Origin of the sequence: Nonlabens sp. MIC269 (assembly GCF_001430865.1) — a bacterium.
GTDB lineage: Bacteria > Bacteroidota > Bacteroidia > Flavobacteriales > Flavobacteriaceae > Nonlabens > Nonlabens tegetincola.
Genome location: NZ_CP011373.1, coordinates 880,086 through 905,189, shown reverse-complemented (window position 1 = coordinate 905,189; position 25,104 = coordinate 880,086). Strand labels below are relative to the sequence as shown.

Annotated in this window: 27 protein-coding genes; 8 read left to right on the top strand and 19 right to left on the bottom strand. The window is 35.0% G+C overall.

What is annotated here, in order from left to right:
* Nucleotides 1-125: 125 nt before the first annotated feature.
* The 6 genes from gap to AAT17_RS04205 form a co-directional block, all read right to left on the bottom strand.
* Nucleotides 126-1,112 carry a type I glyceraldehyde-3-phosphate dehydrogenase gene (gap, locus tag AAT17_RS04230; protein WP_060523030.1) on the bottom strand — a complete coding sequence of 329 codons (987 nt, stop codon included), beginning with the start codon at nucleotides 1,110-1,112 and terminating at the stop codon, nucleotides 126-128.
* A gap of 9 nt (nucleotides 1,113-1,121) precedes the next feature.
* Nucleotides 1,122-1,997, bottom strand: a complete 876-nt coding sequence (gene lipA / locus AAT17_RS04225; RefSeq protein WP_060523029.1) for a lipoyl synthase — start codon at nucleotides 1,995-1,997, stop codon at nucleotides 1,122-1,124.
* Between the two features lie 45 nt (nucleotides 1,998-2,042).
* Nucleotides 2,043-3,152: a glycosyltransferase gene (locus tag AAT17_RS04220; RefSeq protein WP_060523028.1), complete on the bottom strand. Its 1,110-nt coding sequence runs from the start codon at nucleotides 3,150-3,152 to the stop codon at nucleotides 2,043-2,045.
* Between the two features lie 11 nt (nucleotides 3,153-3,163).
* Nucleotides 3,164-3,367 carry a hypothetical protein gene (locus tag AAT17_RS04215; protein WP_042278838.1) on the bottom strand — a complete coding sequence of 68 codons (204 nt, stop codon included), beginning with the start codon at nucleotides 3,365-3,367 and terminating at the stop codon, nucleotides 3,164-3,166.
* Between the two features lie 85 nt (nucleotides 3,368-3,452).
* Complete coding sequence (gene murB / locus AAT17_RS04210; RefSeq protein ID WP_082586897.1) at nucleotides 3,453-4,484, bottom strand: UDP-N-acetylmuramate dehydrogenase; 1,032 nt, start codon at nucleotides 4,482-4,484, stop codon at nucleotides 3,453-3,455.
* Complete coding sequence (locus AAT17_RS04205; protein ID WP_060523027.1) at nucleotides 4,481-5,671, bottom strand: pyridoxal phosphate-dependent aminotransferase; 1,191 nt, start codon at nucleotides 5,669-5,671, stop codon at nucleotides 4,481-4,483. Before AAT17_RS04205 ends, murB begins: the two co-directional genes overlap by 4 nt.
* 80 nt (nucleotides 5,672-5,751) lie before the next feature.
* Between AAT17_RS04205 and AAT17_RS04200 the strand changes: the two genes are divergently transcribed.
* Nucleotides 5,752-7,068: an aspartyl protease family protein gene (locus AAT17_RS04200; RefSeq protein WP_082586896.1), complete on the top strand. Its 1,317-nt coding sequence runs from the start codon at nucleotides 5,752-5,754 to the stop codon at nucleotides 7,066-7,068.
* A 12-nt stretch (nucleotides 7,069-7,080) separates the two neighbouring features.
* On the opposite strand, the gene AAT17_RS04195 is transcribed toward AAT17_RS04200, so the two are convergent.
* Entirely contained in the window at nucleotides 7,081-7,470 is a 390-nt protein-coding gene (locus AAT17_RS04195) for a DUF1573 domain-containing protein (protein ID WP_042278846.1), read from the bottom strand.
* 116 nt (nucleotides 7,471-7,586) lie between these two features.
* Here AAT17_RS04195 and AAT17_RS04190 point away from each other — a divergent pair, with 116 nt between their 5' ends.
* Complete coding sequence (locus AAT17_RS04190) at nucleotides 7,587-10,217, top strand: valine--tRNA ligase (protein WP_060523025.1); 2,631 nt, start codon at nucleotides 7,587-7,589, stop codon at nucleotides 10,215-10,217.
* Nucleotides 10,218-10,446: 229 nt separating this feature from the next.
* On the opposite strand, the gene AAT17_RS04185 is transcribed toward AAT17_RS04190, so the two are convergent.
* From AAT17_RS04185 to rsfS, 6 genes are all read right to left on the bottom strand, one after another.
* On the bottom strand, nucleotides 10,447-10,752 hold the full coding sequence (locus AAT17_RS04185; protein WP_052510365.1) for an acyl-CoA-binding protein: 306 nt from the start codon (nucleotides 10,750-10,752) through the stop codon (nucleotides 10,447-10,449).
* On the bottom strand, nucleotides 10,721-11,374 hold the full coding sequence (locus AAT17_RS04180) for a phosphatidylserine decarboxylase family protein (protein WP_042278847.1): 654 nt from the start codon (nucleotides 11,372-11,374) through the stop codon (nucleotides 10,721-10,723). Before AAT17_RS04180 ends, AAT17_RS04185 begins: the two co-directional genes overlap by 32 nt.
* Nucleotides 11,364-12,206, bottom strand: coding sequence for a phosphatidate cytidylyltransferase (locus AAT17_RS04175; protein ID WP_060523024.1), 843 nt, complete (start codon nucleotides 12,204-12,206; stop codon nucleotides 11,364-11,366). Before AAT17_RS04175 ends, AAT17_RS04180 begins: the two co-directional genes overlap by 11 nt.
* Complete coding sequence (locus tag AAT17_RS04170; RefSeq protein ID WP_042278850.1) at nucleotides 12,206-12,823, bottom strand: LUD domain-containing protein; 618 nt, start codon at nucleotides 12,821-12,823, stop codon at nucleotides 12,206-12,208. The genes AAT17_RS04175 and AAT17_RS04170 overlap by 1 nt, the downstream gene beginning before the upstream one ends.
* 61 nt (nucleotides 12,824-12,884) lie before the next feature.
* Nucleotides 12,885-14,903, bottom strand: coding sequence for an ATP-dependent zinc metalloprotease FtsH (ftsH, locus tag AAT17_RS04165; protein ID WP_060523023.1), 2,019 nt, complete (start codon nucleotides 14,901-14,903; stop codon nucleotides 12,885-12,887).
* 17 nt (nucleotides 14,904-14,920) lie between these two features.
* Nucleotides 14,921-15,292 carry a ribosome silencing factor gene (gene rsfS / locus AAT17_RS04160; protein ID WP_042278853.1) on the bottom strand — a complete coding sequence of 124 codons (372 nt, stop codon included), beginning with the start codon at nucleotides 15,290-15,292 and terminating at the stop codon, nucleotides 14,921-14,923.
* A gap of 85 nt (nucleotides 15,293-15,377) precedes the next feature.
* On the opposite strand from rsfS, the gene AAT17_RS04155 reads away from it, so the two are divergent.
* Nucleotides 15,378-16,088: a biotin--[acetyl-CoA-carboxylase] ligase gene (locus AAT17_RS04155; RefSeq protein ID WP_060523022.1), complete on the top strand. Its 711-nt coding sequence runs from the start codon at nucleotides 15,378-15,380 to the stop codon at nucleotides 16,086-16,088.
* Here the strand turns inward: AAT17_RS04155 and AAT17_RS04150 are convergent.
* Nucleotides 16,085-16,471 carry a hypothetical protein gene (locus AAT17_RS04150; RefSeq protein WP_060523021.1) on the bottom strand — a complete coding sequence of 129 codons (387 nt, stop codon included), beginning with the start codon at nucleotides 16,469-16,471 and terminating at the stop codon, nucleotides 16,085-16,087. The genes AAT17_RS04155 and AAT17_RS04150 overlap by 4 nt on opposite strands.
* 3 nt (nucleotides 16,472-16,474) lie before the next feature.
* Nucleotides 16,475-17,116 carry an orotate phosphoribosyltransferase gene (gene pyrE / locus AAT17_RS04145; protein WP_042278856.1) on the bottom strand — a complete coding sequence of 214 codons (642 nt, stop codon included), beginning with the start codon at nucleotides 17,114-17,116 and terminating at the stop codon, nucleotides 16,475-16,477.
* On the opposite strand from pyrE, the gene AAT17_RS04140 reads away from it, so the two are divergent.
* Complete coding sequence (locus tag AAT17_RS04140) at nucleotides 17,115-17,735, top strand: NUDIX hydrolase (protein WP_082586894.1); 621 nt, start codon at nucleotides 17,115-17,117, stop codon at nucleotides 17,733-17,735. The genes pyrE and AAT17_RS04140 overlap by 2 nt on opposite strands.
* Here the strand turns inward: AAT17_RS04140 and AAT17_RS04135 are convergent.
* The 4 genes from AAT17_RS04135 to AAT17_RS04120 are packed head-to-tail and all read right to left on the bottom strand — an operon-like array spanning nucleotide 17,732 to nucleotide 21,720.
* Entirely contained in the window at nucleotides 17,732-18,565 is an 834-nt protein-coding gene (locus AAT17_RS04135) for a hypothetical protein (protein ID WP_060523020.1), read from the bottom strand. The two genes, AAT17_RS04140 and AAT17_RS04135, sit on opposite strands and share 4 nt — an antisense overlap.
* Complete coding sequence (locus AAT17_RS04130) at nucleotides 18,562-20,295, bottom strand: M14 family metallopeptidase (RefSeq protein ID WP_060523019.1); 1,734 nt, start codon at nucleotides 20,293-20,295, stop codon at nucleotides 18,562-18,564. The genes AAT17_RS04135 and AAT17_RS04130 overlap by 4 nt, the downstream gene beginning before the upstream one ends.
* A complete protein-coding gene (gene coaD, locus AAT17_RS04125; RefSeq protein WP_042278861.1) occupies nucleotides 20,292-20,744 on the bottom strand; it encodes a pantetheine-phosphate adenylyltransferase in 453 nt (150 codons plus the stop codon). Before coaD ends, AAT17_RS04130 begins: the two co-directional genes overlap by 4 nt.
* A gap of 4 nt (nucleotides 20,745-20,748) precedes the next feature.
* Nucleotides 20,749-21,720, bottom strand: coding sequence for a D-alanine--D-alanine ligase (locus AAT17_RS04120; RefSeq protein ID WP_060523018.1), 972 nt, complete (start codon nucleotides 21,718-21,720; stop codon nucleotides 20,749-20,751).
* A gap of 108 nt (nucleotides 21,721-21,828) precedes the next feature.
* Between AAT17_RS04120 and AAT17_RS04115 the strand changes: the two genes are divergently transcribed.
* The 4 genes from AAT17_RS04115 to radC all read left to right on the top strand — a co-directional run bounded on the left by AAT17_RS04115 (nucleotide 21,829) and on the right by radC (nucleotide 25,069).
* Nucleotides 21,829-22,407, top strand: a complete 579-nt coding sequence (locus AAT17_RS04115; RefSeq protein WP_060523017.1) for a PASTA domain-containing protein — start codon at nucleotides 21,829-21,831, stop codon at nucleotides 22,405-22,407.
* 5 nt (nucleotides 22,408-22,412) lie between these two features.
* Complete coding sequence (locus tag AAT17_RS04110) at nucleotides 22,413-23,435, top strand: RluA family pseudouridine synthase (protein WP_042278866.1); 1,023 nt, start codon at nucleotides 22,413-22,415, stop codon at nucleotides 23,433-23,435.
* Nucleotides 23,436-23,593: 158 nt separating this feature from the next.
* Nucleotides 23,594-24,355 carry a peroxide stress protein YaaA gene (gene yaaA, locus AAT17_RS04105; RefSeq protein WP_060523016.1) on the top strand — a complete coding sequence of 254 codons (762 nt, stop codon included), beginning with the start codon at nucleotides 23,594-23,596 and terminating at the stop codon, nucleotides 24,353-24,355.
* Between the two features lie 15 nt (nucleotides 24,356-24,370).
* The gene (gene radC / locus AAT17_RS04100; RefSeq protein WP_042278868.1) at nucleotides 24,371-25,069 is read left to right on the top strand and encodes a DNA repair protein RadC; all 699 of its coding nucleotides are present in this window, start codon (nucleotides 24,371-24,373) and stop codon (nucleotides 25,067-25,069) included.
* Nucleotides 25,070-25,104 lie beyond the last annotated feature (35 nt).

Below are 25,104 nucleotides of genomic sequence, written 5' to 3'. Positions count from 1 at the left end.
GCTATGTTTCGTAAAAGATTAATACTGTATTTTTTAGCCTAACAAATATATCATTCTAATTTCTGAGTATGTTAAATAATATACAAATTACCTCTATATAATGCAGTTCGTCGATAAAATACCCTTTAAAGGGTACTGATTTTTGCTGACAAATCTGCAAGGCGATTGGAATATCCTGTCTCATTATCGTACCACCCAATTAGTTTGACCATCTTTCCTATTACTGATGTCATACTGGAATCAAACACGCACGAATAAGGAGATCCGGCGATGTCCTTTGAAACGTAGGGAAGATCTGTGTACTCCATGATAGTATTGTGTTTAGCAGCATATTCATAGAAGGCTTTATTCACTTGTTCTATACTTACAACTTCTTCAACATTAATTGTCATATCTGTTAAACTGCCATTGGGAACTGGAACTCTTATGCCACAACCGCCTATAACATTACTCAAGTCTGGAAATACTTTAGTTAATGCTTTAGCAGCACCTGTGGTGGTAGGTATAATAGATTGTGCTGCTGCTCTTGCCCTTCGTAAATCTCGGTGAGGTTGATCATGTAAACTTTGGTCACTAGTATAGCTGTGAACTGTAGAAATGTAAGCATTTTCAATTCCGCACAAGTCCTTTACTACTTTAATTAAGGGAGCAGCATTGTTTGTTGTACAACTAGCATTGGATATAATCAAATCCGAAGTATCTAGAATTTCTTCATTAACACCTAGCACAATTGTCTTAATATCGTCGTCAATAGGTGGTGCGCTTAAAATAACTTTACTGGCACCTGCATCTAAATGTTTAGAAAGTTGAGATTTATCTTTGAATTTACCAGTTGCTTCAATTACAATATCAACATTTCTCCAATTGAGATCGTCAAGACTGTATCGAGTGCTATAAGCTATTCTTGACCCATTAATAATTAAATCTTGATTTTCAAAAGAAACCTCAGCATCAGTTATACCATGAGTGCTATCATATTTAAACAAATGAGCCATCACCTCAATAGGGGCAATGTCATTTATGGCAACAACTTCAAGATCGTTACGAGACAATGAGGTTCTTAGAAAAGTACGACCTATACGTCCGAAGCCGTTTATAGCAACTCTTACCATAAATAGTAATTATAAAATGTGTTTATGAGCCTTGTAGGAGCTTCGCACTAGTGCGCCACTTTCTACATGACGGAAACCCATTTCTAGACCAATGGTCTCATATTTTTTAAATTGCTCTGGCTTTATAAATTCTTTAACCGGTAAATGCTTTTTACTAGGTTGTAAATACTGACCTATAGTCACGACGTCAACATTATGATTTCTTAAATCACGCATGGTTTGAATTACCTCATCTTCTTGCTCTCCTAGACCTAGCATGATACCAGATTTAGTTCGATTAATTCCTTGCTCTTTTAAGTATTTAAGAACACCTAAACTTTGGTCATATTTTGCTTGAATTCTTACCTCACGAGTAAGGCGACGTACGGTTTCCATATTATGTGAAACAACCTCGGGATTAGCCTCGACAATTCGGTCTAGGTTTCTTCTATTTCCTTGAAAATCTGGTATAAGAGTTTCTAGAGTTGTTTCTGGATTCATTCTTCTAATGGCAGCTACAGTTTCTTGCCAAATGATAGATCCCATATCTTTAAGGTCGTCACGGTCTACACTCGTGATTACAGCATGTTTAATTCCCATGAGCTTGATGGAACGTGCTACTTTCTCAGGTTCTGCCCAATCGACATCATCTGGTCTACCCGTTTTTACTCCACAAAATCCACAAGATCTTGTACAGGTATTACCTAGAATCATGAACGTAGCAGTTCCTTCTGTCCAGCATTCTCCCATGTTTGGACAACTACCACTTGTACAAATAGTATGTAGTTTATACTTATCTACAGTGCCACGCAGTTCTTTATACTTTTGACCTACAGGTAATTTTACCCTTAACCATTTTGGTTTACCTTTAGTTGGTGGTGCTACTGATTCTTGTACTGTATTCATACTACAAATTTAGTGAATGAGTCGGTAATAAACCTTAAAACTGTCTTAGTTCCACTGTGTCGGTTTCTGGATATTGTTATGCATCCATAATCCTAGTTGTGAAAATATAAGTAGTAGTTCTAAAATTGGATATATAATGATGATATCGCTTTCGCGAAAGCGAGATAAACTAGACCCAACAACTATCCAAGAGGTGATATATCTAGTAATAACAATTGCGGTAACAAATTCCCAGGGCGAAAAGGAAAATGCTAATGCCATAGTGATAAAGAATCCAAACTGCGAAAGATAAAAAAGCCCTAATAAGAACTTATGGCTTGATTTATAATATTGAGCTGTGTTGATATGTCTTCTTTTTTGACGCCACCAGGCTGCCCAGTTGTTTTTTGAATCGCTTGTTGTAAATGATTTAGGTGTTGTAACTAGAGTGGTGTTTTTTTTGGTTGCTGCCTCGTTCACAAAAAGGTCATCATCACCACCCATAATCTTCATGTGAGACATAAAGCCGCTAGTGTCGTAAAAAAGCTTACTTGTGTAACCTAAATTACGTCCTACTCCCATATACGGATTACCCCATAAGGCATAACTAAAGTACTGCATTGCGGTTATAGCTGTCTCAAAGCGAACTAATGCATTGAGCAAATTACCTTTTATCTTACTATAACCACCGTAACCCAAAGCAAGTTGCTTATCCATGCCGTAGTGAGCACTCATTTCAGTAATCCAATATTCTGTCGCTGGTTTACAATCAGCATCAATAAATAATAATTTGTCGTGACGTGCTTTCTTTATTCCTAAAGTAAGCGCGTACTTCTTGTTGCCCCAAAAGCTTTCATTATTGACCACATTAACTAGGTGAACTTTATCGTCTTGCTCCATAAATTGCTCTATGACATCAAGAGAGTCATCTATGGAAGCATCGTTTACAATAATGATCTCGTAATTCGGGTGAATTTGATCTAGCAAAAAGGGAATATTCTTCTTTAGATGTTGTGCTGCGTTTTTTGCACATACAATAACGGATACAGGATCATCGCTGGATTGTGCTTGTGTACTATTTTTTTGAAAAATAAATTTACTAAAGAATACATAGTAAATGATGTTTATCAAGGCAATAATGCCGAATAGAAATAAAGGCCAGTCAGCAATGCTCATTAATGAAAAATTTAAGCTTGTGCTGTGTCGTTTTTACAATCCTGCTCTTCTGGTAACTTACCACATAGTGAACAGGCTTCTCCATCCTTGTTTAGATAAGGGTTTTGACTTGCACATGTTCCTGCAAATTTACCATCTTTTTTACCCCAAATTTTAATTGCGATACCAGCAACTGCAAGAGCTAATAGACCAAATGATATGAGAAATAATTTCATAGTGCAAAAATACAATTTACAATCTACTTAGGTTGAACATTGCACTAATTTTATCTTAATGATAAGATAAACAGTTTCAATGGTATTACTGCTTAATTAAGTTTACTTCAGGATGAATTTTTATTCCAAATTTTGAATAAACCTGGTTTTGTATAAATCGAGCTAAATTTATAATGTCAGATCCAGTAGCATTACCATGATTAACGAGTACTAGTGCTTGTTTATCATGGACAGCCGCATCGCCATCCCTGTATCCTTTAAGTCCACATTTATCAATAAGCCATCCTGCAGGTACTTTAACCTGATCATCGTTTACTGGATATGATGGGATGTCATCATTCAATTCTAGTAGTTTATGGTAAGCAGCCTTATCAATAATTGGATTTTTAAAGAAGCTACCACTGTTTCCTAGTAGTTTAGGATCGGGTAATTTACTACTTCTAATATTGATTACAGCCTGAGCTATTTGATCAATACTTTCTCCCTTATTTAGTTTATTAAGCTCTTCTTGGATAGCTCCATAGCTTGTTTTTACTTGATACTTGTCAGTAAGGTTTAAGTCAGTAAGCTCTAGCGTGACAGAGGTAATTACGTACTTACCTTTAGCTTCATTTTTAAATATGGAATCTCTGTACCCAAATTTACAATCGTCAAGGAATAATGTTTTCTCCTCTTGGGTCTTTAAATCCAGAACCGTACATGAATAGAAAACATCTTTTAATTCAACTCCATAAGCACCTATGTTTTGGATAGGAGAGGTCCCTATATTACCTGGGATAAGAGCTAGGTTTTCAACGCCCGCATATCGTTTTGAAATGCAATACATCACAAACTCGTGCCAGTTTTCACCAGCCATTGCTTGTAGTCTAACGGTAGTGTTTTCTCTATAGACTTCCTTAATTCCTTTTATTAAAACATGAATTACAGGGGTTTCAATATCCTGGGTAATCAACATATTACTACCGCCGCCAAGTAAAAAAATATTTTCACGACGGTAGTAAGATAAAGTTTCCTTAAGTTGTTCAATAGAGTTTGTAGGTGAGTACGCTTTCGCGAAAGCGGAAATACCAAAAGTATTAAACTCCTTGAGAGAAAAATTGTGATTTACTTGAATCAAGAATTGTAGGCTTTAAGGGCTTGGTCTAATATATTAACTGCTTTTTTCAACGATTCTTTTTCAAGGACATAGGCAATTCGTATTTGATTTTTACCCATTCCTGGTGTTGAGTAAAAGCCTGCCGCCGGTGCAACCATTATTGTTTCACCATCAACGTCAAAGTTTTCTAGGATCCATTGTGCAAAAACATCGGTATCTTCTACAGGTAATTGAGCTACACAATAGAAAGCTCCGCCAGGGTTCGCTACGGTCACTCCTGGGATTTCTTTGAGTCCGGCTATTAGAATATCTCTACGCTCTATGTATTCATTTATTACTTGATCAAAATAGGTTTGTGGTGTGTCTAAGGCAGCTTCGGCAGCTATTTGAGCAAATGTAGGTGGGCTCAATCTGGCTTGTGCAAATTTCATGGCGGTAGCCATTACCTCTTTATTTTTAGAAACCATGCAACCTATACGAGCACCGCACATACTGTAACGTTTTGAAACGGAATCAATCATAATAGCATGATTGTCTAATTCTTTCATGCTTAATACTGAAAAATGCTCGCGACCGTCATAAGCAAATTCTCTATACACCTCATCGGCAACTAGAAATAAATCGTGTTTTATAACAAGATCAGCTAGTTGTTGCATTTCCTCTTTAGTATACAGGTAACCAGTAGGGTTTCCTGGATTGCAAATAAGGATAGCTTTAGTTTTATCAGTAATTAACTTTTCAAATTCACTGATAGCTGGTAATGCAAAATTGTTCTCTATGCTAGTTTCAATAGGCTTTACAGTTACACCACTAGCAGTTGCAAATCCATTATAGTTGGCATAAAATGGTTCGGGAATAATGACCTCGTCACCATAGTCACAAATACTTCCCATAGTGAATAATAGCGCCTCGCTTCCTCCAGTAGAAACAATAATATTATCGTCTTCCAATCCAAATCCAAGTTTGTTATAATGGGCGATCAATTTATCTCTATAGGATTGATTACCTGCACTGTGGCTGTAAGATAGTACTTCAATATTAGCGCTTTGAACAGCATCAATAGCTTGTTCTGGTGTTTTAATGTCTGGTTGACCTATATTAAGTTGGTAGATATGCTTTCCTTCTTTCTTTGCTTGTTCTGCAAATGGTACCAGTTTTCTCACTGGTGATGAAGGCATTGCTGTACCTTTTTGGGAAATCTGTGGCATCTTTTTCTTTTTTGAGATACAAAAGTAAGGTTTAAGGCTGTTATGTACTAAAACAATTCGATTGCTTATCTTTATAATATATGGTTAAGAAAATTTTGTTTTTTATAGTTTTCATTCAACCCTTGTTGATGATTGCTCAACAAGATTATTTTACTTTTAAAAACGACCAAAAGAAAATTTTTGTTGAATTTGATAATTCTGGTGGATTAATCATAGTTCCCATAGAATTAAATGGCACCAAGCTCAACTTTATGTTAGATACTGGAGCCTCCAAAAATATTATTTATAATCTTAATGGTATTGATTCACTTGAAATAAAGAAAGGAAAACAATTTAAACTTAAGGGTTACGGAAATAGGAATGGAGTGAATGCGTATGTAAGTGATAATAATGTTTTAAAATTAGGAGATTATGTTAACGAGCAAGCAAGAATTTTTATACTAGCAGAAGAGCAACTATCCCTTTTCAATTTTATAGGAGTGGAAATTAATGGGGTAATAGGCGCTAGTTTTTTTAAAAATGCGGTGGTTAAAATAGATTACGAAAAAAACTATATAACATTAACTCACGACATAAAGTATTTAAGAGGTTTAAGACGCTATGATTCAATTCCTATACAACTCTCTAGTGGTAAACCTTATATTAAAAGTGAAATAGTTGAAGCTGATAATTCCTATAATGCCGATGTTTTAATAGATACTGGAAGTAACGACGCTCTATGGATTAATAAACGACCACAGCAATTTAAAATTCCAGAAAAGAATTTTTACGACTTTTTAGGTTTTGGTCTTAATGGGGAAATAAGTGGGTACAGGACTAAGTTAGATCAACTAAATTTCGGGAACTTTAATTTGCAAAGAATTACTTCGTCATTTCCAGATATTAAAGAATCAAAATTATTGAATTCTAAAAACTTGCTGTCTAGTATTGGCGCAGAGGTGCTTAAGAGGTTTTTCTTAATTTTAGATTACAGAAACAATACAATTTACTTACAGAACACAAGGAAATATCGTGATGGATTCTATTACAATATGTCAGGTATTACAGCAAAATTGGGAAAACGTGAGATTTTCTATAGTTATGAAAGCAAGGCGGAAAATGGTTATGGTAATGAGGTGGATGCGCAGTTAATTCAACTAGATAAACCCGAATATGACATTGTTCAAATACCAGGTATTTACATTGATCAAATCAGAGTAAATAGCGAAGCAGAAAAGGCAGGCTTGCAAGTAGGAGATCAAATTGTAAAAATAAATGGAAGATCTTTCCCTTATTTAACTTTGAACGAGGTAAATGACTTCTTTTACACTAATCCACATTCAACTATTAGGATTACAATTAAAAGAAATGGCAAACAAAAAAGGTATAAGTTTAAACTTATACCTTTAATAGATTAGTTGATAAGCTAATTATTCAATCACGCGTCCCTTCAGTCGCAAAGCAACTTGTTTTTCTTTTATATTAGTAATTACGGTTAGCGTTTTTACGATAGGCCCAATTTTTTTGGTATCATACTTGACTTTAATTACACCAGTTTCTCCAGGTGCAATTGGCTTTTCGGGCTGTTCCAAAATATCGCATCTACATGAAGAATAGATTTGATAAATTTTTAGAGGATGTTCGCCTGTGTTTTTAAACTTAAAAGTTCTCACACCATCACTGTCTTTTTTAATCTCACCATAGTCAATTGTAGTAGTTTCAAACTCCACAGTTGTCATAGGGTCTAGGGTAGAAGGTTTTTGAGCAACACCAATTTGGGTAAAGCTTAAAAATGCTACCAGTAGTATAAGATTTTTCATCATTTACTTTTTTAGATTTTAAAGGTAAACTAACTCATTTAAAATAGCAGTTAATGCCAGATATAATTTAAGTTAATAGTACTTTTGTCGAAGAAATTTCAAAAATCAAGCCAAACATGTCCCTTGCAACAAAATATGATTCTCAAAAAGCAGAGCAAAAGTGGTACGACTACTGGATGGAAAACGACTTCTTCAAATCTGTTCCAGATGATAGAGAAAGTTATACCATAGTAATTCCGCCGCCTAATGTTACTGGAGTTCTACATATGGGGCACATGCTTAATAATACGATTCAGGATGTTCTAATTAGAAGAGCTAGGTTAAAAGGATATAATGCCTGCTGGGTTCCAGGAACTGATCATGCTAGTATCGCAACCGAGGCCAAGGTGGTGAAGAAGCTTAAAGAGCAAGGTATTGATAAAAATGACCTTACACGAGAGGAATTCCTTGAACATGCTTGGGATTGGACTCATGAATACGGTGGGATAATCCTTGAACAGCTTAAAAAATTAGGAGCTAGTTGCGATTGGTCGCGCACAAAATTTACCATGGATGACGACATGTCAGCTAGTGTGATAAAAGTATTTGTGGACCTTTTTAATAAAGGTAAAATTTATCGTGGATATCGTATGGTAAATTGGGATCCGCAAGCTAAAACTACCTTAAGCGATGAAGAGGTTATCTATGAAGAAAGAAATGGACATCTCTATCATCTAGCTTATGATCTAAAGGATAGTGATGATAAGGTGATCATCGCAACAACCAGACCCGAAACAATATTGGGTGATACGGCAATATGTGTACATCCTGAGGATGAAAGGTATCAAAATTTGATTGGTAAAACAGTTGTTGTTCCTATTGTTAATCGAGAAATACCAATAATTGCTGATGAGTATGTAGATATGGAGTTTGGTACAGGATGTTTAAAAATAACTCCTGCACACGATGAAAATGACTATAAGTTAGGGGAAAAACACGATCTAGATATCATTGATATTTTCAATGAAGATGGTAGCCTTAATAGTTATGGTTTGCACTATCAAGGTAAGGATAGATTTGAAGTACGCAAGTTGATTGCAAAAGAATTAGAAGAGAAAAATTACCTTGTTAAAAAGGAAAACCATATTCATAAAGTAGGTACTAGTGAACGAACCAAAGCAGTCATAGAACCTAGATTATCTGATCAATGGTTCTTAAAAATGGAAGAACTAGCTCAACCTGCAATAAAGGCTGTAAGAGAAGATATTGTAGAGTTGTTACCAGCTAAGTTTAAGTCTACTTATTTCCACTGGATGGAGAACGTAAGAGATTGGAATATTTCTCGTCAGTTGATGTGGGGACAACGTATTCCTGCTTATTACTATGGAGATGGAAAAGAGGATTTTGTAGTAGCTGAGAATATAGAGGATGCTCTTACGCTTTCGCGAAAGCGAACTAATAACAACAATCTACAAGAACAGGATTTAAGACAGGATAATGATGTTCTTGATACCTGGTTTTCCAGCTGGCTGTGGCCTATATCCGTCTTTAACGGGATTCTAGAACCTGAAAATAAAGAGATCAACTATTATTATCCTACGCGAGATCTTGTGACAGGTCCAGATATTCTTTTCTTTTGGGTGGCACGTATGATTGTAGCTGGATATGAGTATAAGGATGAGAAACCGTTTGATAAGGTTTATTTAACTGGACTTGTAAGGGATAAGCAACGACGTAAAATGTCTAAGTCATTAGGGAATTCACCTGATGCGCTTAAGTTAATTGAAGAGTTTGGTGCTGATGGTGTAAGAGTAGGACTTTTATTAAGCAGTGCTGCAGGTAATGACCTTATGTTTGATGAAAGCTTATGCCAGCAAGGAAAAGGTTTCGTAAATAAAATGTGGAATGCATTTAGACTAATAAAAGGTTGGGAAATTGATACAAAAATAGAACAACCTTCTTATGCTAAACAAGGAATCCAGTGGTTCCAATCTAGGTTTGCGCAAGTATTAGATGAGGTTGAGGATCACTATTCAAAATATAGAATCAGTGATGTTTTAATGAGCTCCTACAAATTAATTTGGGATGATTTTTGTGGATGGCTGTTGGAAATTATTAAACCAGAATACGGTCAACCTATTGATGCTTTGACCTATAAGCAGGTTATAGAGTTGTTTGAAAATAATTTGCGATTAATTCATCCATTTACTCCTTTTATAAGTGAGGAGATCTGGCAAAGTATTACTGAGCGCAAAGTTGAAGATGCATTGTGTATTAACACATGGCCTACCACTGTAGAACCAGATGATAAACTACTTGTGGATTTTGAGATGGTTAAAGACATTATATCTGGTATAAGAACGGTGCGTAAGGAAAAACAAATTTCATTTAAAAATGAAATCTCTTTGAGTGTTATAAATAATGAAGGTTTATCTGCAGATTATAATGATCTCATCATGAAAATGGGTAATGTTGATTCAATTATGCAGGTAACTGATCAATTATCTGGAGCAGCTAGTTATAGAGTTAAATCAAATGAATATTTCATACCCTTATCAGGGAACATTGATACGGCTGCAGAGTTAGAGAAATTAGAGGCTGAATTAAAGCGTGCGCAGGGATTCTTATTAGGTGTTCAAAAGAAATTGTCTAATGAACGATTCATTGCCGGAGCTCCTGAAAAAGTAGTCGAGCTTGAACGTAAAAAAGAAGCAGATGCTCTTGCAAAAATTGATACGATTAACGCTAGTATTGAAGCTCTAAAATAATGAGTACAGGTAATATATTCTTAATATTACTAGGCAGCCTGATAGTGGTAGTTTTATGTGTGCTGTTAACTATCTGGCTGCTTAAAAAATTATTGAAACGATGAATGTAATCTCTACCATTGCTATAATTTTTATCGCCATTGTAGTTTGTGTAGCTGCGCTGGCAATATATATTCTAAAGAAAAAATAGTAGTTATATAGTGATTCTTTGGTGATGGATCACTTGTGTTTACCAAGGTTTAGGGTAAAGATCTTCAACGATTTTTATATACCTTCTTTTAGCCTCGCTTTTAGAAATATTTTGAACTTGAATTAAAGCATTCATTTTGAAGCCTTGTCGCAAATCATTTAATTCAAAGGATCGATTACTTACATAAGGCTCATCTATAGCTCTTTTGTAGTATGCATAAAGATGTAATTGGGTAGCAAGAGGAACTTCGGACTGTTCCTCAGAACTCGCTTTGTTAAAAGCTGATTCAAAGTACTTATCCAATTCCTTGCCTTTAAGAGAATTGAGCCAATGTGGTAATTCCACCTTTTACTTTTTGATTAAGTGATACTTTAACTTCTGTGTCTATGGGTAGATATACGTCTACTCTAGAGCCAAATTTAATAAAACCGCTATCATCACCTTGAATAGCTTGTTCACCTTCTTTGGCGTAATTAACAATGCGTTTTGCAAGTGCACCTGCTATTTGTCTATACATTACTTGCAATTGATTTTTATGATTGATTACAACAGTTGTGCGTTCGTTTTCTTCACTAGCTTTTGGATGCCATGCCACCAAGTATTTTCCTGGATGGTATTTACTATAGGCAATGGAGCCTCCAATTGGATACCGAGTTACATGAACATTGATAGGAGACATAAAAACGCTTATCATTAAACGTTCTTCCTTAAAATATTCATTCTCCTGTACTTTCTCGATTACAACTACTTTACCATCAACAGGTGATATTATATTGGTTTCGCTTAATGGTGTAGATCTTTTTGGGTTTCTAAAAAATTGCAGAATTAGAATTAAAAAAACAATCGATAATATCCCTACAGCTACTGTAATCCAATGTGGAGGATTGAAATAGGAAACACCTAAATTTAAGGCTCCTGTTATTAAAACAGATATCAGAATAATTTTTGATCCCTCTTTATGAAACATAATTAATAATTAAGAATGTAAGATAAGCAAATGGTGCTGCAAAGATAATACTATCCATGCGGTCAAAGATACCACCATGACCTGGCATGATACTACCACTGTCTTTTATTTGTGCCTGTCTTTTAAATTTAGATTGAATTAAATCACCCAGTGTTCCAAAAAACGCAACTACAAAAGCTATAATTATCCAATGGTATATGGAGTAATCTGTTATTCCTATATTTTGTAAATAAAAGAAAAGACCTACACCTGTAAGCATTGCCATAACTAGCCCACCTACAAATCCTTCTACGGTTTTTTTAGGTGAGATTCGTTGCATTAATTTATGCTTACCAAAGTTTTTACCAAATAAATAGGCAAAGCTGTCATTGGACCATATGATTGTAAATAGACCAATTATTAATTCCGGTTTGTAGCTTTCTAAAACATCTGGTATTAATGCTAAGAATAAACTTGATCCAATCAAATATAATAACGCAATAAAGTGTTTTTTTGAATTGAAAAGGGGAATACGATCTGTAAGTATTAAGTCTCTAATAAGGTATAGATTTACTGCTAGTGTTCCAGCTAATAATGCATATATCACATAAAGATAATAATCGTCCAAAGGATCGGGCCACACATTATACCTTACCAGTAAAAGATAAGCGACAGGTAGTACGGGATATATCAACCATTGCTTTAGCCTTATCATTGGCATAAGCTCTATCAAGCAAAAAAAGGCAAATAAACAAAATAAACCTATAAACACATCTCGTGAATATAGGGCACTTAATACCACTAGGGAAACGTATACAATTCCCGAAATAGAACGAACTAATAATTCTCTCATTATAAATCTTCTAATAATAAAAGATAGAGTCTTTTATTAGGTGCTCCATAAGTTTCAATATCCTTACTCTCTTTGCCATCGCCATCTTTGAAGTTTTTAAGAGTAGTAATGTTAGTAGGGATGTATGTTTTACTACGGTGTTTAATGCCTCTCAAACCTTCACCTATATTTTCTACAATCTGACTAGTGCTTGCTAGGACAACAAAGGTGTTAGGTAATTCAGGTAATTTACATTCTTTAATCTGGTTTGAAGAAAATAATAAAGCTCCTTTGTCACTTATTAGATATTCACAAGTGGTCAAAAAGAAACTACTAGAGCGATTACTTCCCTCAAAATTCAAGTTGAAATTAGGAAATCTTTGTTGTAATTGCTTATCGTGACAAAAAACATCCTTTTCAAAAAAATCATGTTCAACTAAAATATCTTCAAAGTTTGCTTGAATTTCTTCTTCATTTACCGAATAGAGTAATCTTCCTCCTTGTTGGATAAAATGATGAAAAAATTGTTCGTCTAAGGGCAGTTTTTTTTCAGGCATGTATTTAGAGCGCTCATTATCAGTGCTCTTTGATTCATCGCTTTCTGTTGATTTTTTAAAAAACTTGCCGAATATGCCCATTCTATAAGCAAAAGGATTTAGGGTTGACGTAAATATACTTTTTTAACTAAAAGCATACAAACTATTCTTCTTCATCCTTGCTTGTAGCAGCATCAGTTTGAGTACCGCTTATAGCTGACTTTAATGCAATCGGTTTTTCCTTAATAAAAGGTCTTTTACCAAATATGCGTTCCAAGTCATCCTTGAAAATCACTTCTTTTTCTAAAAGTAATTCTGCCAGTTCGGTTAATTTATCTTGATTATCGGTCAAAATTTGAATAGCACGTTGATACTGCTCCTCAATAATTTTTGATATTTCTTTATCAATAATTACAGCTGTTTCCTCACTATAAGGTTTGGTCATTGAATATTCTTGTTGACCACTGCTGTCATAATAGGTGATATTACCTATTTTATCATTAAGACCGTAAATAGTCACCATAGCCTTAGCTTGTTTAGTGACTTTTTCTAAATCACTTAAAGCTCCCGTTGAGATTTTATTGAAAATCACTTTTTCTGCTGCACGACCACCCATAGTTGCACACATCTCGTCAAGCATCTGTTCTGGTCTTACAATTTGTCTTTCTTCAGGTAAATACCATGCTGCTCCTAGAGATTGTCCACGAGGTACAATGGTAACCTTAACTAATGGCGCTGCATGCTCAGTCATCCAGCTTACGGTCGCGTGACCAGCTTCATGATAAGCAATTGTCTTTTTCTCACTAGGTGTGATTAACTTATTCTTCTTTTCAAGTCCACCTACAATACGGTCTACCGCATCTAAAAAGTCTTGTCTGGTTACTGCCTTTTTACCTTTTCTCGCAGCGATAAGTGCTGCCTCGTTACAAACATTGGCAATATCGGCTCCAGAGAATCCAGGTGTTTGTTTTGCAAGAAATGAAGTGTCTAGTTCTTCATCTACTTTCTTAAGCGGTCTTAAGTGAACTTCAAAAATTTGCTCACGTTCTCTTACATCTGGTAGGTCTACATAAATTTGACGATCAAATCTACCTGCTCTCATCAATGCTTTATCAAGTATGTCACCACGGTTGGTTGCAGCAAGCACAATTACATTTGTATTGGTGCCAAAACCATCCATTTCTGTCAACAATTGATTAAGTGTATTTTCACGCTCGTCGTTTGATCCAGAAAAATTAGATTTACCTCTTGCACGACCTATAGCATCAATCTCATCAATAAAAATAATAGATGGTGATTTTTCTTTAGCTTGTTTAAAGAGATCACGTACTCTACTTGCACCTACACCTACAAACATCTCTACAAAGTCTGATCCACTTAATGAGAAGAAAGGAACTTTTGCTTCACCAGCTACCGCTTTAGCAAGTAATGTTTTACCTGTACCTGGCGATCCTATCAAAAGAGCTCCTTTAGGAATTTTACCACCTAACGAAGTATATTTTTCTGGATTTTTAAGAAAATCTACGATTTCTTGAACTTCTTCTTTAGCACCTTCTAATCCTGCAACATCTTTAAAAGTTGTTTTAATATCAGTTTTTTGGTCAAAAAGCTTTGCTTTTGATTTACCTATATTAAAAATTTGGCCACCAGCGCCACCACCAGCTCCAGCACTCATCCTGCGCATGATAAAAATCCAAATCGCAAGAATTATTATAAAAGGTAGGAAGGTACCTACGTAACTTAAAAATCCTTCCTCTTCTGGATCAAAAGTATATTCGGTATCCAGATTATTCTGTTCTTTTATTTCAGAAAACTTTTCCTCAAACTTTTCTTGTGAACCATAGTTTGCAACATATTGTGGTATAGGAATATTTGATCCTACCTCACTACCTCGTTTAGCATCCTTATGCTGGTCTTCCTTTTTTGCTTCGTCAGTAAGAAAAATGTTAGCTTTTCTTCTGTTACCTACAATAACAACCTTTTTTACATCACCGTCTTTTAGGTAAGTATAGAAGTCTTGTATAGATATTTCTTTTGGTGAGTATAATTGGTCAGTAAATAAACTGTATCCAAAAAATAATAATCCCAAAGGAATAATAATCCACCAAATGCTGAATTTTGGTTTACCTGAATTCATTAAAGGTTTGCGTGGATCTTTATTAGGTGCTTTTTTATCAGACATGTTTTTCTTCTTCAATTTTAGTAAGTACTTTCAATAACTGTGATTTTTGCATCACCCCATAATCCTTCTAGGTCGTAATATTCTCTAATAGGTTTCTGAAAAACGTGAACAACTACATCAACATAGTCAATAAGTACCCATTCACCTTGATCTGTACCTTCTACATGCCAGGCTTTTTCTTGCAATTCTTTACTTACTTTCTTCTGAATAGAGTTAACGATAGCGTTAACTTGAGTATTGGAGTTACCGTTGCAAATAATGAAGTAACTAGTTACGGTATTGTCTAAATCCCTTAGGTCCATTATAGTAATGTCATTTCCTTTGACATCTTCTATTCCGGCAATGATTTGGCTTATTAATGTATCTGTAGGTACTGCTGTTTTAGTCATTAAAAACTTTTTGTTAAGTACAAATTTATTTCTTTTTTGTTCTAGAATTGCACTTTATTCATTAAACTACAATTAAATTCTAGATTTGAACATTGTCAAATTATATGCCACTACCTCTACAAATGATGAATTGAGGTCTCGCTTTCGCGAAAGCGAACTCACTCACCTTACTACTGTTGTTGCTTACAAACAGTCGGCAGGCAAAGGGCAGCATGGAGCAAAATGGCACTCTGAGCCTGGTAAAAACCTAACTTTCAGTTTTTTACTTGATAATTCAAAGGTATGTCTTACACCATTTCAAATTAATAAATGGATAACCGTAAGTTTAGTGTCGTGGCTCAAAAACCATCTTGGCATAAAGGCAGAGATTAAATGGCCGAACGACATTCTGGCAGTAAATCATAAACTAGCAGGAATTCTCATTGAAACTGTCTATTCCGGTAGTTCACTTACCCATGCGATCGTTGGTATAGGTCTTAATGTTAACCAGGATGAGTTTCCTGATTCCCTGAAAGCGATCTCACTTAAATTAATAACGGGTAAACAGTTCAACCTAGATGAGTTACTATTCAGCTTTATTCAATATTTGAATGTCTCAAATTATGAAATTAAGGAGTTTATAAATGACTACAGCAGTCACTTATATAAACTGGGTAGGACTCTCAATTTTGAATATCTTGATAAGCCTATTACAGCAACCATTATCGGTGTAACTGAGAACGGTTTGTTGGAGTTAATGACTACTGATAGTCAATACCTCACTGCAGATTTAAAAGAACTTAAATGGTTTTACTAGAATTGTTCCAGTCCTTTGGCTAGTTGCTCCAAAAATTTCTTAATAGGGCCTTTAATCATCATAGCCATCATAGGATTAAAATCTCCTGTAAAAAATAATTGAGCCTCACTACCAGCTTCTTTATCTTCAATATCACAGATTAGACTAAAATCAAACTTATCACTTGCTGATCCTAAAACAACTTTAGAGTAAGGGGTTTGCTCTTTAAGTTGAAGCTTTATTTCTGGCATTCCTTTAAGTCCAAAGAGAAAACTATCATCACCTCTTAATTCAAACTTTGTATCATCGGGCATGAGCTCCTTGAAATTAGCAACGTTTGTTAAAAACGTGTACAATTCTTCTGGATTCTTTTGAGTTGTTACTTTACGGCTTTCTAAATTCATAGCTTAATTATTCCACTGGCTAGGGTTCTCTCTCCAGCTTTTTAGTAATTCTTTTTCTTCATCATTAAACAATCCAGCACTTACTGCCTTTTCAATTAAATGATTATAATCACTTAAGGTGGTAAGTTCTAGATCGTGTTCTTTGAAATTTTCTACAGCAAAAGTAAAGCCATATGAAAAAAGTGCAAGCATGCCCTTGACATTTGCCCCAGATTCTTTTAAAGCTTTTACAGCATTTAAACTGCTTTTACCAGTACTTATAAGGTCTTCAATTACCACCACATTTTGACCAGCCTTTAATTGTCCTTCAATTTGGTTTTTTCTACCATGTTTTTTAGGCTCTGGTCGTACATAGATAAAAGGAACGTCTAGCGCGTGGGCCACTAACATACCGATACCTATGGCACCCGTAGCAACTCCGGCGATCACGTCTGGTGTACCGTACATTTTCTTAACAAGATCTGATAATTGATCTTTTAAATAGTTTCTAACCTCTGGATATGAAAGAGTTATGCGGTTGTCGCAATAAATAGGTGATTTCCATCCACTGGCCCATGTAAAAGGTTCTTGTGGTTGCAATTTTATTGCTTTAATTTGCAATAATAATTCTGCTGTTTTTGCAGCAACATTTTTATCTCTGACCATGGAGCAAATGTATAAAGTTTTTGTCAAAGAAGTGCCTATTTTAGTCACTTCAAACAAAGACAATTTTCCAGATTACACAGTCTTTAAATTAAGAACTGTAAATCTAAAAAAAATCATCAAGCGTATAGAAACTGGTGAGCTTACTAAAGTGTTGTTGTATAGCAAGAATCCCAACAAAATTGTAAAAAGGCTGCATAAAAAACTTCCTGTGGTAGTTGCCGGTGGTGGACTTGTTCTCAATTCGCTTAATCAATACTTATTTATTTATCGTAATGACAAATGGGATCTTCCTAAAGGTAAAATTGATAAAGGAGAAACCATTGAAGATTGTGCTATTCGAGAGGTTCAAGAAGAAACTAAAGTGAAAAACTTGAAACTCAATGATTATCTAGGTCGTACTTATCACATTTATTCTTGGAAATCAAAAATAAAGCTCAAGCTTACACACTGGTATCTTATGCAAACAGACTCAGATAAGAAGCTTAAGCCTCAAAAAAAGGAAGGGATAGAAAAAGCGGTATGGTTAGACAAAGAAATGGCGCAAGTAGCTCTTATGAATTCCTATGCTAATATAAGAGAGCTTTTTCCTGATAACATGTTGGTGACTAAGCGTCACTAACCTTTTATTACCTTCTCAAAATTCATGTAATAGCTTAGTTGATCAACAGGTATTGTAATTAATACCTGATTATTAAGTTCTTTAAAAGTATCTGGTAAGTCAACTTTAAAAGTAGTTTGTAGGAAAACATTTTTATCTTGATCAACTTTGAATGCAACAGGTGCATTTTTAAGTTCTTCATCGGTAAAAGTAAAGGCTGTATTTCTAGCATAATCTCCATAGGTCGCCTGCATATCCTTTGGTAATCCTAAAATGAGATTTGCTGTTTCTTGTTGTAAATTAACTTGTAGAATAGTGCGCACATCAGGGAATTTTTTAGCGCTTACCATATCATTAAGTTTAATTTCTTCATAATTAGGTTTTGAAAAAGTGCGCAGTATTCTTCCAAATTCTCCTTCTCTCTTATAAACAATGCTGTAAGAAATAAAATCTGTATTTTCAGATACATGATCAATCTTTATCATACTTGTACCGCGATCTTTATTGAGACAAAGATTCATGCTACGCTCATTGGCAAAAATGTCAAAAACCTCTTCCATTGTGGCATCATTTGGATAGGTAGTAGCACTCAAATCCTTGCCAATTAAATTGGAGATAGGTTGGTATAATGATTTAGTTTGAGTTCCCGAAAATTTTGGAATTTCAAATTTATAAACAGCTCCATCACAATCTACTTGATTACTCCATACGCCATCTGTATTGTTTTCAATTACTTGACCTCGTTCAAAATCACTGGGTATGGGGTCTAGATTTTCTGAATTGTTTTTCTTGTCGGAGTTACAACTTAAGACAATCAAACTGATTGTTGCTATTGCTATAATTTTTTTCATAAAATTCTATAAATTGGGTAGGTTAGATGAGCTTTTTCATAATTAGGACTGCGTTTATGTAACCAGGACAATTGCGCAGCTGCATTATTTTTAAAATTTGGATTGGCTTGTTTTAAACTATCAAATTCCATCCTAATACTTGGATTCTGTTCCAATAGTTTTTCTGCGCTAGCGTCAAAAACATAGCTAGAAAAACCTTCCTTTTGTTGAAGTATGGTATCAAAGTAATTCCACTTAAAAAAGCTATCACTTGCTTGTGGTTCAAGAGTTTCAACAAGATATTTAATTCCTGGTTGATTAGTAGGTATGATGATATCGCTTTCGCGAAAGCGTACTTCATATTCTTTACTACTAACAGATACATTGCTATGAGGATAATGTCCTTCATAGGCACTGCGTGCGGTATTGTAGTTTTCAATTCGATATTCTTGAGCACGAATTGTTGAATCTTTTTTTAAAGTAAAGTATTCTATTTGGTTGTGATTTAATTTTTCTATGATATTCCAATAGCCCGAAGGTATTACATAATATGACGGGATTATGATACTGTCGGTTCCTTTATAAGTATTGTAATAAGGAACCATTTTTTTAAAAGGTTTGTTTCGGTTATAGGTGAGTTGTTCCAGTCCAGTGACTTTACTAATTATGTATTCACCTTCATAGCCTAAAAACTCTATACTGTCATTTTTAGTTCTATCTAGTTTGTAGGTGAGTGCGTATGAATCTCCTGCTTTTAAAGTAGCAAAAGCATCTTTTCTCAATTCTTTTACCTCAGTAGCTCTTGATTGTGCTATTTCTAGCACTTTTTCCATTAGTATTTTGGTTCCTTCAACTCGGTCTTTATAAGGTTTGAGCATGTGAGTTTCTACCATAAGTCCTACCGTGTTCCATAATGAAGTGTATCCAGTAGAATATCTAGGTTCATCAAGGAATTGAGAAAAACCCTTATCTGGAGTAGTGCCCCAAACGCTCACGTAGGGTGTAATGGGCCAGTTTTCTTCATTTAATTTTTGCTCAAGCTCTGGCCTAAAAGAGTTTTCAATATAGTTGGCAAGGTTAGAGGTTGATCTGTTGTGTTGTGTGATCAAATGAGTAAGAACGTATTGATAGTCTGCACCATTACTCACGTGATTATCAATGAAGAAATCAGGATTTACAGTATGATAGATTTCTTGAAATGTGACTGCATTTCTTGTATCTGTTTTAATAAAATCTCTGTTTAAATCATAATTACGAGCATTACCTCTAAATCCATAACTTTCTGGTCCATTTTGATTGGTTCTTGAACTCGTATTTCTATTTAAAGAACCACCTACATTATACACCGCTATTACATGCAGTTCAACTGGGTGTTCAATGGACAATTTTTCGTTAGCTAGATCTCTTAATAGCATCATACTGGCGTCAATTCCATCACTTTCGCCTGGATGAATACCATTATTTACTAGTATTTTTACTGGTTCCTTATTGGATTGAATGTTTGACTTGTACGAGATTAGGTGTAAGGGTAAACCACTATCTGTTTTACCATATTCCTTTATAGAAATAGAGGAGAAGTGGTTTGCTAATTTTTCGTAATATGAAATAACTTCATGATAGGTAGCAGTTTGATTGCCATTACCTTTTTCAAATGGAGTTTCCCAATCTATTGGATCGTTGTTAGTGGTTTTTTTATTATCACATGATGTAACAACAAAGATGAAAGCAAAATAGATTAACAGGTTTCTCATATTCTTACAGTTGTAGGGACTAGTCCTGTGTAGTCTCCATTATTACGAATTACGTCGCGTACTATCGATGATGAAATATAACTTTTACCAGAAGAGGTAAGTAGGAATACGGTTTCTATTTCGGAAAGCTTGCGATTTGTATGGGCAATTGCTTTTTCAAATTCAAAGTCGGCTGGGTTACGTAATCCTCTAAGAATGAATTGAGCTTGTTGTTGTTTACAAAATTCAATGGTTAGTCCAGAATACGTCATTACCTTTATTTGTGGTTGATCCTTAAAGGCTTCCTCTATAAACCTTTTACGTTCTTCTAAACTGAACATGTACTTTTTATCTGCATTAACACCAATTGCGATTATGATTTCATCAAAAAGGCCTAATCCTCTTTCGATTATATCATAGTGTCCTAGGGTTATCGGGTCAAAACTACCCGGAAAAACGGCTCTTCTCATAGGGCTAATTTAAGGTTTCCTCAATGATATCGGTTAAAAAATCAGTTAAGGATTGATTAGAAGCTTCTACTTGTTTAGGGACGATACTTTCTTCACTCATACCTGGATTGGTATTTATTTCAATGAAATGAGGTGTTCCTTGATGGAATATAAAGTCGGCACGTGCTATACCCTTACAATTAAGTAATTCGTAGATTCTTTTACTTAATTCTTGAACAGCAACTGTCATACGTTCACTAATTCTTGCAGGCGTAATTTCTTGGGATTTTCCTTGATATTTGGCTTCATAATCAAAAAAATCATTCTCACTTACAATTTCAGTAGGTGGTAAAGCGATGATAGTACCATCTTTTTTATACACACCTACAGAAACTTCGATGCCATCTAGAAAGGACTCTATAATAATCTCGTTATCTACCGCAAATGCTACATCAAGTGCAGCTGGTAACTGTTCGATTTGATAAACTTTTGAAACACCATAACTACTACCACTGCGATTTGCTTTAACAAAACAAGGCAATCCCACTCGATCAACTATTAGATTCACATCGACCTCTTGAGACTGATTTAAATATACACTTTGTGCAGTAGTTATTCCCCATGGTTTCAACACTGCAATGCAGTCCCTTTTATTGAAGGTAATTGCACTTTGGTAACTATCACAAGAGGTTTGCGGCAAGCCTATTAATTCTAAGTAGGCTTGTAACAGCCCATCCTCACCAGGAGTACCGTGAATGGTATTGTAGCAACAATCAAATATTACTTTATTGTCATCAATTGTGATTGAAAAATCATTTTTATCAATCTCATGGACCTCACCATCTGTACTGGTGTAGCTCCATGACTGCTCTGATATTACGATTTCATAGACCTGGTAAAGGTCTTTGTTTAAATATTTGGAAATTACCTTTCCACTCTTCATCGAGATGTCTTTCTCACTGGAATAGCCACCCATGAGTACGGCAATGTTTTTCATAGTTCTGTTTTCGCCCTGAGCGTAAACAACAAAGTTAAAAAAGATGTCGTTTAAATAAGGGAATCGATTATGTATCTTTGGTGCATAATACTACTTAATTTTTCAAGTATGAATTTTTTCAGGTTTATGTTTACTAAAACCTTCTGGATACAAGTTGTTCTGGCAGTTGTTCTTGTTTTTGTTTTATGTCTAGGATATTTATATTGGCTAGATTGGTATACAAATCATGATCAACGTATTGAGGTGCCTAGCCTTGAAAAACTAACCTTGAGTCAGGCAAATACAGAGTTAGAAGAATTGGATTTAAGAAGTAAGGTTATAGATAGCTCTGGTTTCAATCCAGAGTTTCCTCCTAGAACAATCATTGAGCAAAATCCTAAAGCAGGAAAATTTGTTAAGGAAAATAGACAGATTTATCTCAAAGTGAATCCTAGTGGATACGGTATGGTTACCGTTCCTAATGTAATTTACAAGACTAAAAGACAAGCTATACCTACTTTACAAAGTTTAGGATTTGAAATTGGTGAAATTACTTATAAACCTAACTATGCAGAGGACACTGTGCTTGAAATGAGATATAAAGGTGAGGTCCTAGAATCTGGAACGCAATTACGTAAAACAAGTGTTATTGATCTAGTGCTGGCTGATGGAAAACGACCAGTCACCACACCTGAAGATTCTAAATAAGTACTATGACACAGGAATCTTCCCAAAATTTACATGAACATCATTCATTTACCGCAAACCCAGGGCAAGAACCCTTGCGAGTAGATAAATTCTTAATGAATCGTATTGAAAACGCTACTCGTAGTAAAATTCAACAATATATTAAAGAAGGTGGCGTATTTGTAAATGATCAAGTAGTAAAAGCTAACTATAAGGTAAAATCAGGTGATACTGTACGGGTGTTAATGCAGCATCCTACCTATGAACAATTACTGGTTGCTGAAGATATCGATCTCGATATAATTCATGAAGACGATGATGTCGTAGTGGTGAATAAACCAGCAGGAATGGTTGTGCATCCAGGACATGGTAATTACTCTGGTACCTTAATAAATGCTTTGATTTATCATTTTGAAAACTTACCTAATAATTCTAGTGATCGTCCTGGCCTGGTTCATAGAATAGATAAGGATACTAGCGGATTGCTAGTAATTGCCAAAACGGAACATGCCATGGCACATCTATCTGCTCAATTTGCAAATAAAACCAGTGAGCGAGAATACATTGCAATCACATGGGGCAGTTTTGAAGAAACAAGTGGAACTGTTGAAGGTAATATAGGTAGACATCCCAAGAATAGATTGCAGAATACAGTTTGGTCTGGAGAAGAATCCTATAAAGGTAAACCTGCCGTTACCCATTATAAAGTGATCGAGGATTTAGGATATGTAAGCGTTATAAGTTGCCGGTTAGAAACGGGACGTACTCATCAAATACGCGTGCACATGAAACATATCGGGCACACCTTATTCAATGATGAACGCTACGGTGGTGATAAAATACTCAAGGGTACAAGTTTTACAAAATACAAACAGTTTGTAGATAATTGCTTTAAGGTCCTACCTAGACAGGCCTTACATGCGCGCACTTTAGGATTTGAGCACCCAACAACTGGTCAGTGGCTTAGTTTTTCATGTCCGGTACCAGACGATATGCAAGCTTGTATTGAAAAATGGCGAGTATATGCTACACATGCTAGTAATGATTGATTAATAGGTTTAAGTTTCGCTTTCGCGAAAGCGTAGTTACAAAATACTATCTAGTTATTCAGTATCAAAATTTCTTATTAAATCATCGATAGATTTAGGCACCGGTATCCTATAATTGAGAAGAAGGATATTTATTTTTGAATCATTAAAATATTGATATGAAAATTCTATTGTCTCCTGCAAAGTCTCTAAATTATGAAACAAAACCAGTTGTAACTGAGTTTACTACACCCTTGTTTAAAGATCAGGCTGTACAATTGAATAAAGGTTTAAAAAAACTATCAAGGAAAAAGCTGAGTGAGTTGATGAGTATTTCTGATAAACTTGCCGATTTAAACTACGATCGCAATCAAGAGTTTGCAATAGATTTTAATCAAGAAAACTCAAAGCAGGCTATCTATGCTTTTGATGGAGATGTTTATACCGGCCTAGATGCCTACACGCTATCAGAAAGTCAAATAAAAAAAGCCCAAAAATCGATTAGAATTTTATCTGGATTGTACGGTTACCTTAGACCTTTAGATCTTATGCAGCCTTATCGATTAGAAATGGGCACCAAATGGTCTATTGATGGTAACGACAATCTTTATCAATATTGGAAAGATGTTGTAACGCCAGCGCTTAATGAGGAAATGACCGAGGATGAATTAGTAGTAAACCTCGCAAGTAATGAGTACTTCAAGGTTATTAATAAAAAAGAACTTACTGGTAAATTGATTTCACCTGTATTCAAGGATTATAAAAATGGTAAGCTTAAAGTAATCTCCTTTTTTGCTAAAAAAGCTCGAGGTGCTATGGCTAGACATTTAATTACTACTGAAAATAGGGGCAAAGAGGCTATTCTTTCCTTTACTACAGATGGTTATTCATTTTCGGCAGAAGAAACTAAAAAAGAAAATGAACCTGTATTTGTAAGGTAATTTTTATATTGCTGCATGCAAGATGAAAAAGAGCATTTTTCAATTAAGGATTGGTCACTAGATGATCGTCCTCGTGAGAAACTTCTTAAAAGCGGCAGTTCATCACTTTCAATAGCAGAATTAATTGCCATTTTGATAGGTAGTGGTACTCGTAAAATGAGCGCTGTGGAATTAAGCCGTATCATGGTGAATGATTCGGGTAATTCGCTAGATACCTTAGGAAAGAAATCAATCAAAGAATTAATTAAGTATAAGGGTATAGGAGAAGCCAAAGCGATAACCATTGCTGCGGCAATGGAATTAGGAAGACGTCGTGCCATGGAAATGCCAGTGACTAAACCAAAAATAACCTCTAGTCTAGATGCTTTTAAAATTTTACAACCTAGATTGGGTGAGTTGCCTCATGAAGAATTTTGGGTATTGTATCTTAATAATAGTAATCAAGTGATTGAATCTTCTCAAATAAGTATAGGTGGTATAACTGGAACGATGGTTGATACTAGGATTGTCTATAAAAAAGCTATAGAAAGTGGTTGTGTGGCTATGATTTTGGCGCACAATCATCCTAGTGGTAAACTACAGCCTAGCCAGCAGGACAAAAACATAACGACCAAACTTATTGAAGCTGGTAAAGTTTTAGATATTAAGGTTTTTGATCATTTAATTATTACTCAAAGCGCTTATTATAGCTTTGCAGATGAAGGGATTCTATGATCTTGATTTATTGTTCAAATATCACAAGTAGGAAA

What these genes read in the sequence shown, in the direction of transcription:
- gap (WP_060523030.1), bottom strand. Translation starts at nt 1,112, where the DNA reads ATGGTAAGAGTTGCTATAAACGGCTTCGGACGTATAGGTCGTACTTTT.
- lipA (WP_060523029.1), bottom strand. Translation starts at nt 1,997, where the DNA reads ATGAATACAGTACAAGAATCAGTAGCACCACCAACTAAAGGTAAACCA.
- AAT17_RS04220 (WP_060523028.1), bottom strand. Translation starts at nt 3,152, where the DNA reads ATGAGCATTGCTGACTGGCCTTTATTTCTATTCGGCATTATTGCCTTG.
- AAT17_RS04215 (WP_042278838.1), bottom strand. Translation starts at nt 3,367, where the DNA reads ATGAAATTATTTCTCATATCATTTGGTCTATTAGCTCTTGCAGTTGCT.
- AAT17_RS04205 (WP_060523027.1), bottom strand. Translation starts at nt 5,671, where the DNA reads ATGCCACAGATTTCCCAAAAAGGTACAGCAATGCCTTCATCACCAGTG.
- AAT17_RS04200 (WP_082586896.1), top strand. Translation starts at nt 5,752, where the DNA reads ATGGTTAAGAAAATTTTGTTTTTTATAGTTTTCATTCAACCCTTGTTG.
- AAT17_RS04195 (WP_042278846.1), bottom strand. Translation starts at nt 7,470, where the DNA reads ATGAAAAATCTTATACTACTGGTAGCATTTTTAAGCTTTACCCAAATT.
- AAT17_RS04190 (WP_060523025.1), top strand. Translation starts at nt 7,587, where the DNA reads ATGTCCCTTGCAACAAAATATGATTCTCAAAAAGCAGAGCAAAAGTGG.
- AAT17_RS04180 (WP_042278847.1), bottom strand. Translation starts at nt 11,374, where the DNA reads ATGTTTCATAAAGAGGGATCAAAAATTATTCTGATATCTGTTTTAATA.
- AAT17_RS04175 (WP_060523024.1), bottom strand. Translation starts at nt 12,206, where the DNA reads ATGAGAGAATTATTAGTTCGTTCTATTTCGGGAATTGTATACGTTTCC.
- AAT17_RS04170 (WP_042278850.1), bottom strand. Translation starts at nt 12,823, where the DNA reads ATGGGCATATTCGGCAAGTTTTTTAAAAAATCAACAGAAAGCGATGAA.
- ftsH (WP_060523023.1), bottom strand. Translation starts at nt 14,903, where the DNA reads ATGTCTGATAAAAAAGCACCTAATAAAGATCCACGCAAACCTTTAATG.
- rsfS (WP_042278853.1), bottom strand. Translation starts at nt 15,292, where the DNA reads ATGACTAAAACAGCAGTACCTACAGATACATTAATAAGCCAAATCATT.
- AAT17_RS04150 (WP_060523021.1), bottom strand. Translation starts at nt 16,471, where the DNA reads ATGAATTTAGAAAGCCGTAAAGTAACAACTCAAAAGAATCCAGAAGAA.
- AAT17_RS04140 (WP_082586894.1), top strand. Translation starts at nt 17,115, where the DNA reads ATGGAGCAAATGTATAAAGTTTTTGTCAAAGAAGTGCCTATTTTAGTC.
- pyrE (WP_042278856.1), bottom strand. Translation starts at nt 17,116, where the DNA reads ATGGTCAGAGATAAAAATGTTGCTGCAAAAACAGCAGAATTATTATTG.
- AAT17_RS04135 (WP_060523020.1), bottom strand. Translation starts at nt 18,565, where the DNA reads ATGAAAAAAATTATAGCAATAGCAACAATCAGTTTGATTGTCTTAAGT.
- AAT17_RS04130 (WP_060523019.1), bottom strand. Translation starts at nt 20,295, where the DNA reads ATGAGAAACCTGTTAATCTATTTTGCTTTCATCTTTGTTGTTACATCA.
- coaD (WP_042278861.1), bottom strand. Translation starts at nt 20,744, where the DNA reads ATGAGAAGAGCCGTTTTTCCGGGTAGTTTTGACCCGATAACCCTAGGA.
- AAT17_RS04120 (WP_060523018.1), bottom strand. Translation starts at nt 21,720, where the DNA reads ATGAAAAACATTGCCGTACTCATGGGTGGCTATTCCAGTGAGAAAGAC.
- AAT17_RS04115 (WP_060523017.1), top strand. Translation starts at nt 21,829, where the DNA reads ATGAATTTTTTCAGGTTTATGTTTACTAAAACCTTCTGGATACAAGTT.
- AAT17_RS04110 (WP_042278866.1), top strand. Translation starts at nt 22,413, where the DNA reads ATGACACAGGAATCTTCCCAAAATTTACATGAACATCATTCATTTACC.
- yaaA (WP_060523016.1), top strand. Translation starts at nt 23,594, where the DNA reads ATGAAAATTCTATTGTCTCCTGCAAAGTCTCTAAATTATGAAACAAAA.
- radC (WP_042278868.1), top strand. Translation starts at nt 24,371, where the DNA reads ATGCAAGATGAAAAAGAGCATTTTTCAATTAAGGATTGGTCACTAGAT.